This is a genomic window from Paractinoplanes abujensis, from assembly GCF_014204895.1.
GTDB lineage: Bacteria > Actinomycetota > Actinomycetes > Mycobacteriales > Micromonosporaceae > Actinoplanes > Actinoplanes abujensis.
Genome location: NZ_JACHMF010000001.1, coordinates 5,866,553 through 5,879,844 on the forward strand (window position 1 = coordinate 5,866,553; position 13,292 = coordinate 5,879,844).

General features: G+C 71.5%; 6 protein-coding genes. 5 read left to right on the forward strand and 1 reads right to left on the reverse strand.

What is annotated here, in order from left to right; all coding sequences use genetic code 11:
* Positions 1–37: 37 nt before the first annotated feature.
* Positions 38–3,652, reverse strand: a complete 3,615-nt coding sequence (mfd, locus tag BKA14_RS26740; protein ID WP_184953597.1) for a transcription-repair coupling factor — start codon at positions 3,650–3,652, stop codon at positions 38–40.
* Between the two features lie 182 nt (positions 3,653–3,834).
* Between mfd and BKA14_RS26745 the strand changes: the two genes are divergently transcribed.
* The 5 genes from BKA14_RS26745 to ppc all read left to right on the forward strand — a co-directional run bounded on the left by BKA14_RS26745 (position 3,835) and on the right by ppc (position 13,205).
* Positions 3,835–5,577, forward strand: a complete 1,743-nt coding sequence (locus tag BKA14_RS26745; protein WP_184953598.1) for a hydrogenase maturation protein — start codon at positions 3,835–3,837, stop codon at positions 5,575–5,577.
* Positions 5,577–7,331: a glycosyltransferase family 2 protein gene (locus BKA14_RS26750; protein ID WP_184953599.1), complete on the forward strand. Its 1,755-nt coding sequence runs from the start codon at positions 5,577–5,579 to the stop codon at positions 7,329–7,331. The genes BKA14_RS26745 and BKA14_RS26750 overlap by 1 nt, the downstream gene beginning before the upstream one ends.
* Positions 7,332–7,363: 32 nt before the next feature.
* Complete coding sequence (glxA, locus tag BKA14_RS26755; RefSeq protein WP_239093528.1) at positions 7,364–9,280, forward strand: radical copper oxidase GlxA; 1,917 nt, start codon at positions 7,364–7,366, stop codon at positions 9,278–9,280.
* 17 nt (positions 9,281–9,297) lie between these two features.
* Positions 9,298–10,287 carry a glycoside hydrolase family 6 protein gene (locus tag BKA14_RS26760; protein ID WP_203722750.1) on the forward strand — a complete coding sequence of 330 codons (990 nt, stop codon included), beginning with the start codon at positions 9,298–9,300 and terminating at the stop codon, positions 10,285–10,287.
* Between the two features lie 122 nt (positions 10,288–10,409).
* Complete coding sequence (ppc, locus tag BKA14_RS26765) at positions 10,410–13,205, forward strand: phosphoenolpyruvate carboxylase (RefSeq protein ID WP_184956979.1); 2,796 nt, start codon at positions 10,410–10,412, stop codon at positions 13,203–13,205.
* The last annotated feature ends 87 nt before the right edge of the window (positions 13,206–13,292 follow it).

Here is a 13,292-nt window from a genome sequence, read left to right on the forward strand (position 1 = left end):
CGGTTATGAGCCAGATCACCCGGCCCCGGAAGAACGATCACTTGGCCAACGCCGGGGCCGGGACCTCGCCCAGCACGTCCTTGAGGAGCTGGGCGCACCATTCGAGCAGCGCCTGGTCGCGCAGCGGCTCGCCGCCGACGCGGCGGGTGCTGGGCCGGGGCACGCTCACCTGGTCGGTCGCGTGCTTGTAGACCGAGTCGGGGTGGTAGCGCTTGAGCCGCAGCTGCTTGGAGTCGGGCAGCGGCAGCGGCGAGAAGCGGATGTGTTTGCCCTGCATCGACACGTCGGTGAGGCCGTAGGCGCGGGCGATCTGCCGGAACCGGGCCACCGCGATGAGGTTGGCCACCTGGGCCGGCGGCTCGCCGTAGCGGTCGGTCATCTCGGCCACCACTTCGTCCAGTGCGGCGGAGTCGCGGGCTTCGGCCAGTTTCCGATACATCTCGAGGCGCAGCCGTTCGACCGAGATGTAGTCGACCGGCAGGTGCGCGTCGACCGGCAGATCGATCTTGACCTCGGCCTCCTCCTCGGGACGTTCGCCCTTGAACGCCGAGACGGCCTCGCCGACCATCCGCACGTACAGGTCGAAACCGACGCCCTCGATGTGGCCGGACTGCTCGCCGCCGAGCAGGTTGCCGGCGCCGCGGATCTCGAGGTCCTTCATCGCCACGTACATGCCCGCGCCGAGTTCGGTGTGCTGGGCGATGGTGGCCAGCCGCTCGTGGGCCTGCTCGGTGAGCGGCTTCTCGCGGGGGTAGAGGAAGTACGCGTACGCCCGTTCGCGGCCCCGGCCGACCCGGCCCCGGATCTGGTGCAGCTGGGCCAGGCCGAGCAGGTCGGCCCGTTCGACGATCAGCGTGTTGGCGTTCGGGATGTCGATGCCGGATTCGACGATCGTGGTGCAGACCAGCACGTCGAACTCCTTCTCCCAGAAGCCGACCATCACCTTCTCCAGCTGCTCCTCGCTCATCTGGCCGTGCGCGACCGCGACCCGGGCCTCGGGCACCAGCTCGCGCAGCCGGCGGGCCGCCTTGTCGATCGACTCGACCCGGTTGTGCAGGTAGAACACCTGGCCGTCGCGGAGCAGCTCGCGGTGGATGGAGGCGGCCACCTGCTTGTCGTCCTGCGCGCCGACGAACGTGAGCACCGGGTGGCGTTCCTCGGGCGGGGTGGCGATGGTCGACATCTCGCGGATGCCGGTGATGGCCATCTCCAGCGTACGAGGGATGGGGGTGGCCGACATCGTGAGCACGTCGACCGAGGCCCGCAACGCCTTGAGCTGCTCCTTGTGCTCGACGCCGAAGCGTTGCTCCTCGTCCACGATGATCAGGCCCAGGTTTTTGAACTTCGTCGAGTTGGCCAGCAGGCGGTGGGTGCCGATCACGATGTCGGCCGTGCCGTTGGCCGCCTCCTCCAGGGTCAGCCGGGCCTCGGACGGGGTCTGGAACCGGGACAGCTGCTTGATGGTCACCGGGAACTGGCTCATCCGCTCGGTGAACGTGTTGTAGTGCTGCTGGGCCAGCAGCGTGGTCGGCACGAGCACAGCGACCTGTTTGCCGTCCTGCACCGCCTTGAAAGCCGCCCGTACGGCGATCTCGGTCTTGCCGTAGCCGACGTCGCCACAGATCAGCCTGTCCATCGGGACCTGCAGCTCCATGTCGTGCTTGACCTCGATGATGGCCGACATCTGGTCGGGGGTCTCGGTGTAGGGGAAGGCGTCCTCCAGCTCGCGTTGCCACGGCGTGTCGGGACCGAACGAGTGGCCCTTGGAGGCTTGGCGGGCCGCGTAGAGCTGAATCAGCTGGGCCGCGATCTCCTTGACCGCCTTCTTGGCCCGCGCCTTGCTCTTCTGCCAGTCGGCGCCGCCCATCTTGTGCAGCGTGGGCGATTCGCCACCGACGTAGCGAGAGAGCTGGTCGAGCTGGTCGGTCGGCACGTAGAGCCGGTCGCCGGGCTGGCCCCGCTTGGACGCGGCGTATTCCAGCACGATGTATTCACGGTCGGCGCCGTTGACCGTGCGCTGCACCAGCTCGACGTAACGTCCGATGCCGTGCTGCTCGTGCACCACGAAGTCGCCCGGCTTGAGCTCGAGCGGGTCGATCGTGTTGCGCCGCCGCGACGGCATCTTGCGCATGTCTTTTGTGGACGCGCCGCGGCCGCCGGTGATGTCGTTGCCGGTGATCACGGCGAGCTGGGAGGCCGCGTCGACGAAGCCGTGGTTGAGCCCGCCGCAGGTGACGAGCAGCTGGCCGGGCTCGATCGGGGCCTCGATGGAGTCGGCCGGGGTGACGCCGAGACCCGCGTCGCGCAGCAACTCGGTGGCTCGCTGGGCGGTGCCGTGGCCCTCGAAGACCAGCGCGACGGCCCAGCCCGCGGCGGCCCATTCGTGCAGGTCGGCGGCGAGTTTGGCGGTGTCGCCGTGATAGAGCGGCACGGGCTGGGCGGCCAGGGCCACCGCGTCCCCCAGGTCGGGCGAGACCTCGACCTCGGCCTTCTCCAGCCACGGTTGATCCTCGGCCGGAGAAGGGGTGTCGGCCAGGCCGAACGGCGAAACCGTCCACCACGGCTGCGAGAGTGTCGCGGCATGCGCCCGTACGTCGGCCAGGGTCTTGAAAGCCACGGCGCCCACGTCGATCGGGGCCTGACCACCGACGGCGGCCGCCGCCCACGACGCCTCCAGGAACTCGTCGGACGTACGGGTCAGGTCGTGGGCGCGGGTGCGGATGCGCTCGGGGTCGCAGAGCAGCACGTGGGTGCCCGCGGGCATGCAGTCGATCAGCAACTCCATGCTGCCGGTGCCGTCGAGCAGGGCCGGGGCCAGCGACTCCATGCCCTCGACGGGGATACCCTCGGCCAATTTGTCCAGAATCTCGGCCAGCTCGGGGTGGTCAGCCGCGAGAGAAGCCGCCTTGGCCCGGACGTCGGACGTCAGCAGCAGTTCGCGACAGGGCGGCGCCCACAGGGACGTCACCGGGTCGATGGTCCGCTGGTCGGCCACGGCGAAGGTGCGGATCTCCTCCACCTCGTCACCCCAGAACTCGACGCGCGACGGATGCTCGTCGGTGGGCGGGAAGACGTCGAGGATGCCGCCGCGCACGGCGAACTCGCCGCGCTTGGTGACCAGGTCGACCCGCGCGTACGCCATGTCAGCCAGGCGCCGGGCCACCTCTTCCAGTTCGGCCGAGCCGCCGGTGGTCAACTCGACCGGCTCGAGGTCGCCCAGGCCTTTGAGCTGCGGTTGCAGCACCGAACGGACGGGGGCCACGACGACCTGGACCGGGTCGGAGCCGGGGTGGGCCAGCCGGCGCAGCACGGCCAGGCGGCGGCCGACGGTGTCGGAACGGGGCGACAGCCGCTCGTGCGGCAGCGTCTCCCACGACGGGAAGACGGCGACCCGGGACGGGCTGATCAGGCAGCCCAGCGCGTCGGCCAGGTCGTCGGCCTCGCGGGTGGTGGCGGTGACGGCCAGCACCGGCCGCCCCGCGCCGCCGATCTCGGCCGCCCCGGCCACGGCGGCCACGACGAACGGCCGCAGCGAGGCGGGTGCAGTGAGGTCGAGCGCGTCGGACTCGGCGTAGGCCTGGCGCGCCAGGTCGCGCGCGCGGGCGAGACCGCGGTCGCGGAGCGCGGCGGGAATGAGACCGGAGAGCTGCATCGAAGACCCCAAAGCACGTCAGATAACCCCAACGCCCGGAGGGGGCGGGGGTACGACGGCAAGTTTAGTCCGCCGGTCTGACATTCACCGCCGCCCCGACAACAACGCACACCATGTCCGACATATGTATCGATAAGCGGGCAATAGTGGCGGCTGCAGAAGGCATTCCCTGGGGAGGAAACGTGCGGATCCTGCTGCTCGTTACGGCGTTCAACGGTCTCAGTCAGCGGGCCTGGTGTGCCCTGCGCGAGGCCGGGCACGACGTGGGCGTGCAGCTCGCGACGAGCGCGTCCGACATGATTGCCGGGGTTCGGGCGGCCGGCCCCGAGCTGATCCTGTGCCCGTTCCTCAAGGACCGGGTGCCCGCCGAGATCTGGCAGCACTGGCGCACGGTGATCATCCACCCGGGTCCGGCCGGCGATCGTGGGCCGTCCTCACTGGACTGGGCGATCGCCGAGCGGGCGCACGTGTGGGGCGTCACGGCTCTGCAGGCGGTCGAGGAGATGGACGCCGGGCCGATCTGGGCCACCCGCACGTTCGCCATGCCGGCCGCTCCCCCGCGCAAGTCCTCGCTCTACCACGGGCCGGTGGCCGACGCCGCCCTGGACTGCATGTTCGAGGTGGTGGCCAAGGCGGCCGACGCCGAGTTCGAGCCGACGCCGGCCGACCAGGCCCCGGCCGAGGCGCCCGGCGCGCGTCCGCGGCCCCTGATGACCCAGGAGGACCGCGCCTTCGACTGGTCGGACTCGACCGAGCGGATCCTGCGCAGGATCCGGGCCGCCGACGGCGCGCCGGGCGTCCGCACCGAGATCGCGGGCCTGCCCGTCTTCGCCTACGACGCCACGCCCGGCCTGGCCCGGCACCCGCGTCCGGGTGCGCTGCTGGGTCGCCGGCAGGGCGCGGTGCTGATCGGCACGGGCGACGGCGCGCTCTGGGTGGGGCATCTGCGCGCGGAAAAGATCAAGCTGCCGGCCACCGTCCTGCTCGGCAAGCGGCTCAAGGGTGTGCCCCAGTCGCCGCTGCCGATCGGCGTGGAGCCCGAGACCCCGCACGCGTACCGCCAGGTGCGCTACCGCCGTACGGGAAGAATCGGCTGGCTGGCGTTCGACTTCTACAACGGCGCGATGGCGGCCGGGCACTGCCGCCGCCTGCTGGCCGGGTTGCGCCACGCGGCCGCCCAGGACACCGAGGTGCTGGTGCTGCGGGGTGGCACCGACGCGTTCAGCAACGGCATCCACCTCAACGTGATCGAGGCCGCGGCCGACCCCGCGGGCAGCGCGTGGGCCAACATCCGGGCGATCAACGACGTGTGCCGCGAGATCGTCACCTGCACGCGGCAGGTCGTCATTTCCGCGTACGCCGGAAGCGCCGGCGCCGGTGGCGTGATGCTCGGTCTCGGCGCCGACATCGTGGCCGCCCGCGCGGGGATCGTGCTCAACCCCTACTACGAGATGGGCCTGTACGGCTCCGAGCTGCACACCTTCACGCTGCCGCGGCGGGTCGGCGAGGAGCAGGCGCAGCGGCTGATCGACGACCGGCTCCCGGTCAGCGCCGACCACGCGGCCATGCTGGGGCTGGTCGACGAGGTCGGGCCGCGCCACCCCGAGGCGTACACGCAATGGCTGACCGATCTGGCAGAGCGCGAGAGCGAGCCGCGGGCCGCCCGACGCCGCCGTCAGGCCAAGGCCCGCCGCCTGGCCGCCGAGCGGGTGCCGCTGGAGGTCTTCGAGACGCGCGAGCTGGCCGAGATGAGCCGCGACATGTTCGGCGACCGGTCCGGTTTCGCGGCCGCCCGGCACGACTTCGTCACCAAGGCCCGGGCCACGTCGACCCCGGAGCGCCTGCGGTTCGCCGCGCCCGCGCCGGTCACCCGGATCGCGGAGCGCCGGCCCGCGGTGCGCCCGGCCGTGCCCCTGTCCGCCTGATGCGGAAGGTTCAGGAGAAGGTCCCCGCACCGCGCCGGCCGGTCGGCCGGGTCAGCGTCAGCCCGGCGCTGCAGGCGGCCACGATGCTGCTGCCCGCGCGCTACAACTACAGCGCGTACAGCGTGCTGGCCGGCCCGGCCGATCCGGCGCCCGAGCCGGGTCACGAGCCTTATCGCGTACGGATGAAACGGCTCGCGCGGCGCAGGCCGTTCCTCACGGTTCTCATCACGCTGTTCGCCTTCGCCTTCGAGAGCACGTTCTTCGGCTGGCTGATCGCGTCGATCGAGATCCCGGACCGCTCGATCGACCCGGCGCACTACGCGGGTGCCCTCGTGATGATCGGCGCGACCGCCGCGATTGAACTGTTCCGGCTGGTCAACGTGGTCACGCTGTGCCTGTCGACGCTGTGGGCGCGGGACCCGGTGCCGGTCGTGCCGGACACCACGATGCGGGTGGCGTTCCTGACCACGATCGTGCCCGGCAAGGAGCCGGTGGCGATGGTCGAGCGGACCCTGCGCGCCGCCCGCAACGTGCGCTACGGCGGCCCGTACGACGTCTGGCTGCTCGACGAGGGCGACGACCCTGAGGTCAAGGCGATGTGCGAGCGGCTCGGCGTCCGGCACTTCAGCCGCAAGGGGCGGGCCGAGTTCAACACCGCGTCGGGCGCGTTCAAGGCCAAGACCAAGCACGGCAACTACAACTCGTGGGTCGAGGTCAACGGCGACGACTACGACGTGTTCGTCTCGGTCGACCCCGATCACGTGCCGCTGCCCAACTTCTGCGAGCGCCTGCTGGGCTACTTCCGCGATCCCGGCGTGGGTTTCGTGGTCGGGCCGCAGATCTACGGCAACTACGACAACCTGGTCACCCGCTGGGCCGAGTCGCAGCAGTATCTGTTCCATTCGCTGCTGCAGCGGGCCGGCAACCGGCGCGGTATCGCCATGCTGGTGGGCACCAACAACGCCGTACGGATCAAGGCTTTGAGAACGATCGGCGGGCTGCAGGACTCGATCACCGAGGACATGGCAACGAGTCTGGCCCTGCACGCCCAGAAGTGGCGTTCCGTCTACACGCCCGACGTCCTGGCCGTGGGTGAGGGCCCGTCCTCCTGGACCGACTACTTCACCCAGCAGCACCGGTGGTCGCGCGGCACCGACGAGGTCGTCCTGCGCAAGTTCTGGCGGCTGGCCCTCAAGCTCGGCCCGGGCCGGGCGCTGCACTACGGCCTGCTCATGTCGTACTACCCGCTGACCGCGCTGGCCTGGCTGCTGGGCGCCGTGAACGCGTTCTGCTATCTGGCTCTCGGGGCGCAGGGCGTGCACGTGCCGCAGGAGGTGTGGCTGATGCTCTACATCGACGCCGCGCTGTTCCAGGTCGGGTTGTACGTGTTCAACCGCCGCCACAACACCAGCCCGCACGAGGAGGCCGGCTCGTCGGGGCTGACCGGCATGGTGGCGTCCACGCTGTCCACGCCGATCTACGTGTCGTCGCTCGTCGGCGCGCTGCTGGGCCGCAAGGCCGGGTTCGTGGTCACGCCCAAGGGCGACTCGACCAGCCCGGACCGGCCGGCCACCTTCGCGCCCGGGCTGCGCTGGGCCGCGTTCTTCGTCGTGCTGCTGGTGATCGCCGGGATCACCGGGCACGTCGACAACGCCATGTTCGTGTGGCCCGCGCTCAACCTGCTCATCTGTCTGACCCCACCGGCGCTGTGGCTCGCGCAGCGCCGCCACCGGAAAAAGGAGCCCGCTGTATGAAGCCCCGCCCCCGCCCCAGTCTCGCGCGCCGGATGGCCAGCGGAACAGTCGCGGTGGTGGTGCTCGCCGTGGTCGCGTTCGCGAACCGCCCGGTCCTCGCGGCCGGAACCGAGGCGCTGCACAACTACAACATCAACCGCCAGTCGTACAAGGAGAAGTACGGGCACTGGGCCAAGCTGCCCGTGCCCGCCGGCTTCCGGGTCAACGCCATCCACGCGGCCCTGCTCAGCACGGGCAAGGTGCTGATCGTGGCGGGCAGCGGCAACAACCGCGAGCAGTTCGAGGCGGGCACCTTCCGGACCGTGCTCTACGACCCCCGTACGGAGAAGTTCAGCGAGGTGGACACGCCGACCGACGTCTTCTGCGCCGGGCACAGCTTCCTGCCGAACGGCAACCTGCTGATCGCGGGCGGCACCAAGTCGTACGAGGTGCTGGAGTCCGACGTCAAGCGGGCCGGCGGCGTGATGAAAGTGAAGAACGAGTCGCCCGACCACGGCGTGCGCCGGTTCGCCAAGGGCACCAAGTTCCGCTCGGCCACCGGGCACGAATACGTCAGCCGTACGGCGTTCGACGTCCCGCCGGCGCGCAAGGTCGTGCACGGCACGCACGTCGCCGTCACGGCCGGCGAGCGGGAGGTGTGGGTCGACGCCGTCCGCGCCGGCGACGCTGCGGTCGTCCGTGACGGCGCGCAGTACACGATCCCGGCCCTCACCGGCTCCGATCTGCGCAACCTGTACGGCGTGGCCGACAAGATCACGCGGGAGAAGCAGGAGTACGGCGGGGACAAGACCTCGTACGAGTTCGACCCGCGCACCGAGCGCTATCACCGCACCGGCGACATGACCGACCATCGCTGGTATCCGACCCTCGTCACGCTGACCGGCGGCGACGTGCTCGCGGTGTCCGGCCTGGACCAGTACGGCCGGATCATCCCGGGCCGCAACGAGGTCTACGACGCGGGCACGAAGACGTGGTCGCGCGCGCCCCGGCTGCAACGCTACTTCCCCACCTATCCGAGCCTGCACCAGCTGGCCGACGGCCGCCTGTTCTACTCGGGCGCGAACAGCGGCTACGGCTCCGACCAGGAGGGGCGTACGCCGGGCATCTGGGATCTCGGCGGCAACCACTTCCAGCCCGTGCCCGGTCTGCGGCAGCCGGAGCTCAACGAGACCGCCACCTCGGTGCTGCTGCCGCCCGCCCAGGACCAGCAGGTGATGATCTTCGGCGGTGGCGGGGTCGGTGACTCACCGATCTCGACCGCCCGCACCGGCATCGTCGATCTGCGCGCGAAGAAGCCGGCCTATCGCCCCGGGCCCGACCTGCCCAAGCCGGCGCGCTACCTGTCCACCGTCGTGCTGCCCGACGACACCGTGTTCACCAGCGGCGGCTCGTCCGGTTACCGCGGCGGGCCTTATCGGGGGCGGCAGCGCAGCGACCTGTTCAACGCGCAGTTCTACGTGCCGTCCTCCCATTCCTTCCGTACGGCCGCCGAGTCGACGGTCGGCCGCAACTACCACTCCGAGGGGCTGCTGCTGCCCGACGGCCGGGTCATCACCATGGGCGGCGACCCGCTCTACGACCGCTCGGGCCGGGCGCCCGGCTCGTTCGAGCAGCGCATCGAGGTCTACAGCCCGCCCTACCTGTTCCGCGGCGACCGCCCGGTGATCGCGCAGGCCCCCGGCGTCATCACCCGCGGCGGCGCCTTCACGGTCGCCTCGCCGCAGGCCAGCCGGATCACGTCGGCCCGGCTGGTGCGGCCCAGTTCGGTCACCCACGGCACCGACACCGACCAGCGCTCGGTCGCGCTCGGCCTCCGGCCCGCCGGCGACGGCCGCCTCGAGCTGCGCGTGCCCGCCCAAGCCGGGATCGCGCCGTCCGGCTGGTACATGCTCTTCCTGGTCGACGACCGCGGCCGCCCGTCGGTGGCCCGCTGGGTCCGGGTGCGGTGATGCCCCGCCGGGTGAGAATGTCCCTTCTGCTGGCGGGTTCGCTGATCGGCCTGGGCACGGTGGCGGTGGCCGCGGGGGCCCGCGAGCGCGACCCCGAGCTGCACATCCCGCTGCCGCCACGGTCGGTGAGCCCGCACCTCTACGCCGACCCCAACGGCGCGGCCACCGTCGCCGTGCGCGCCCTGGAACAGGCCGGGCGGCGGGGCGAGGCGACGATCCTGCGCCGCATCGCCGACCAGCCGACCTCGGTCTGGTTCACCGACGGCGCACCCGGCTACGTCGAACGGGCGCGCCGGCTGGTCGCCGCGGCCGCCGCCGCCCGGCGCACCCCGGTGCTGACGCTTTACAACATTCCGCACCGGGACTGCTCGGGGCATTCGGCGGGCGGCGCAGCCAGTGCCGCCGCCTATCGGGGGTGGGTGAACGCGCTGGCCGGGGCCCTGCGCGGGCACCGCACCATCGTCGTGCTGGAACCCGACGCGGTGGCGCAGGCCGTACGGGGGTGCCTGTCGGCGGCCCACGCGGCCGAGCGCTACGGGTTGCTGCGGCACGCGGTGGCGGCGCTGCGGAAGACGGCGCCGGGTGCGCGCGTCTACGTCGACGGCGGCAACCCCACGTGGATCCCGGCCGCGCAGCTCGGCCCCGCCCTGCGCTCGGCCGGGGTGGGCACGGCGGCCGGGTTCGCGCTCAACGTGGCCAACTTCGAGACGACCGCGGACAACGTCGCGTACGGAAATGCCGTCTCGCGGAGTCTCGGGGGCAAACATTTCGTCGTCGACACCAGCCGCAACGGCAACGGGCCGGCCCAGCGCGGTGCGGGCGACCGGCACTGGTGCAACCCGCCCGGGCGGCGGCTCGGGCCCGCGCCCACCCTGCGGACCGGACACGCGCTGGTGGATGCGTACCTTTGGGTGAAACGTCCCGGAGAGTCCGACGGCGCCTGCGGGCCTGGTCAGCCCCCGGCGGGGCAATGGTTCCCTGCGTACGCGCTCGCGCTGGCCAAGTGAACCTTATCCCAATTCCCCCCTTGCTACCCTCGCGCCGATACGATCGGCGCAGTCGGGACAGCGCTGTCCTGGAGCACCTTTCAAGGCAAGGAGCGCCCCCGATGAAGAGCGCGCAGCGCGACATGACCGACCAGCACGGCCACCTGGACCCCGACGGCCCCGACGCCGCGCTCCGCGCGGATATCCGGCGCATCGGCACGCTGCTCGGGCAGACCCTGGCCCGGCAGGAAGGCCGTCCGCTGCTCGACCTGGTCGAGGAGATTCGCGCCCTGGTCCGGCAGGAGCCCGAGGCCGCCGCCGACCGGCTCGCGGCCATGGACGTCACCACCGGCACCAAGCTGGCCCGTGCGTTCTCGACCTACTTCCACCTGGCCAACATCACCGAGCAGGTGCACCGCTCGCGGGACCTGCGGCGGCGCCGCGCCCGTGACGGCGGCTGGCTCGACCAGGCGGCCAAGCGGATCGCCGAGCAGGGGGTGCCGTCCGACGAGATCGCCGCGGCCGCCCGCCGCCTCGCCGTGCGCCCGGTCTTCACCGCGCACCCGACCGAGGCCGCCCGCCGCTCGATCCTGTCCAAGCTGCGCCAGCTGGCCGACGCGCTGGACGCCGAGGCCGCGGCCCAGGTGCTCTACGGCCAGAGCGACACCACCGCCTCGACGCGCAAGTTCGCCGAGCTCATCGACCTGCTGTGGCAGACCGACGAGCTGCGGCTGGACCGGCCCGACCCGACCGACGAGGCCCGCAACGCGGTCTACTACCTCAAGGACCTCTACGCCGAGGCCGCCCCGCAGGTGCTGGCCGACCTGGCCGAGACGCTGCGCCAGCTGGGCGTCGAGACCGCGCCGACGGCCCGCCCGCTGACCTTCGGCTCCTGGATCGGCGGCGACCGCGACGGCAACCCGTTCGTCACCCCGGCCGTCACCCGCGACGTGCTGCTGATCCAGCACGAGCACGGCATCCAGGCCACCGAGGCCGCGATGGACCAGCTGATCGACGTGCTCTCGGTGTCCCGGCGGCTGCGCGGGGTCTCGCTCGACCTGTCCGCCTCGCTGGCCAAGGACCTCGACAACCTGCCCGAGGTCGCGCCCCGGTTCCGCCGCACCAACGCCGAGGAGCCGTACCGGCTAAAGGTCCGCGCGATCAAGGCCAAGCTGGCCAACACGCGCGACCGGCTGCGCCGCGGCACGGCCCACGTGCCCGGCCGCGACTACCTGGGCAGCGACGAGCTGATCAGCGACCTCGAGCTGATCCGGGCCTCCCTGGCCCGCAACTCCGGCCAGCTCACCGCCGTCGGCGTGGTCGCCACCGCGATCCGTACGGTCTCGGCCTTCGGGCTGCAGCTGGCCACGCTTGACGTCCGCGAGCACGCCGAGAAGCACCACGAGGTCCTGCAGCAGCTGTACGCACGGGTCGGCGAGGTCGACGACTACGCCGCGCTCGACCGGGCCGACCGCACCAAGCTGCTGGCCACCGAACTGACCGGGCGGCGCCCGCTGGCCAGCGTCGACACGCCGCTGACGGATTCCGCCCGCAAGACGTTCGACGTGTTCACCACGATCCGCGACGTGCAGGACCGGTTCGGCGCCGACGTCATCGAGACGTACATCATCTCGATGACCCTGGGTGTGGACGACGTGCTGGCGGCGGCCGTGCTGGCCCGCGAGGCCGGGCTGATCGACATCCACAACGGCCGGGCCCGGGTCAACATCGTGCCCCTGCTGGAGACCCCGGCCGAGCTCGACGCGGGTGGTGACCTGCTCGACGAGATGCTGTCGCTGCCGGCGTACCGGGAGATCGTCAAGGCTCGCGGCGATGTGCAGGAAGTGATGCTGGGCTACTCCGACTCCAACAAGGAGGGCGGCATCACCACCAGCCAGTGGGGCATCCACAAGGCGCAGCGCGCGCTGCGTGATGTGGCGGCCCGGCACGGCGTCCGGCTGCGGCTCTTCCACGGCCGCGGCGGCACCGTCGGCCGCGGCGGCGGCCCCACCCACGAGGCGATCCTGGCCCAGCCCTACGGCACGCTGGACGGCGCGATCAAGGTGACCGAGCAGGGCGAGGTGATCAGCGACAAGTACACGCTGCCCGCCCTGGCCCGGGAGAACCTGGAGCTCACCGTGGCCGCGGTGCTGCAGGCGACGCTGCTGCACACCTCGCCGTCGGTCGACCTGGAACGCCTGGCCCGCTGGGACGCCACCATGGACACGGCGTCCGACGCGGCGTTCAAGCAGTACCGCTCGCTGGTGGAGAATCCGGACCTGCCCGCGTATTTCTGGGCGGCCACCCCGACCGAGCTGCTGGGCGCGCTCAACATCGGCTCCCGCCCGGCCAAGCGGCCCAACACCGACGCCGGGCTGGGCGGCCTGCGGGCGATCCCGTGGGTGTTCGGCTGGACCCAGACGCGGCAGATCGTGCCCGGCTGGTTCGGCGTCGGCACCGGCCTCAAGGCGGCCCGCGAGGCCGGCCACACCGAGGTCCTGCAGGAGATGCACGCCAACTGGCAGTTCTTCCAGACGTTCCTGTCCAACGTCGAGATGATGCTGAACAAGACCGACCTGACGATCGCCCGGCGGTACGTCGAGACCCTGGTGCCCGAGCACCTCCACCCGATCTTCGACAAGATCCGGGAGGAGTACGAGCTGACGGTGCGCGAGGTGCTGGCCATCACCGGCACGTCGGAGCTGCTGGAGAACCAGCCCGAGCTCAAGCGCACGCTGGGCGTCCGCGACACCTACCTGGAGCCGCTGCACCACCTGCAGGTGGCGCTGCTCCGGCAGTATCGCGACGCGGGCGAGGCCGACCGCCAGGCCGTCGTGGCGCCGGGCGCGCGCCGGGCCCCGTCCGACTCCACGGCCCTGGAACGGGCGTTGCTGACCTCGGTCAACGGGATCGCGGCGGGCATGCGCAACACGGGCTGATTTACGCCGTTTTCCGGGCCCGGGGCGGAAACGTCCCGGGCCCGTTCCCGTTTGCAGCCATCGACGGATGCGGCTATGGTCCGTGGG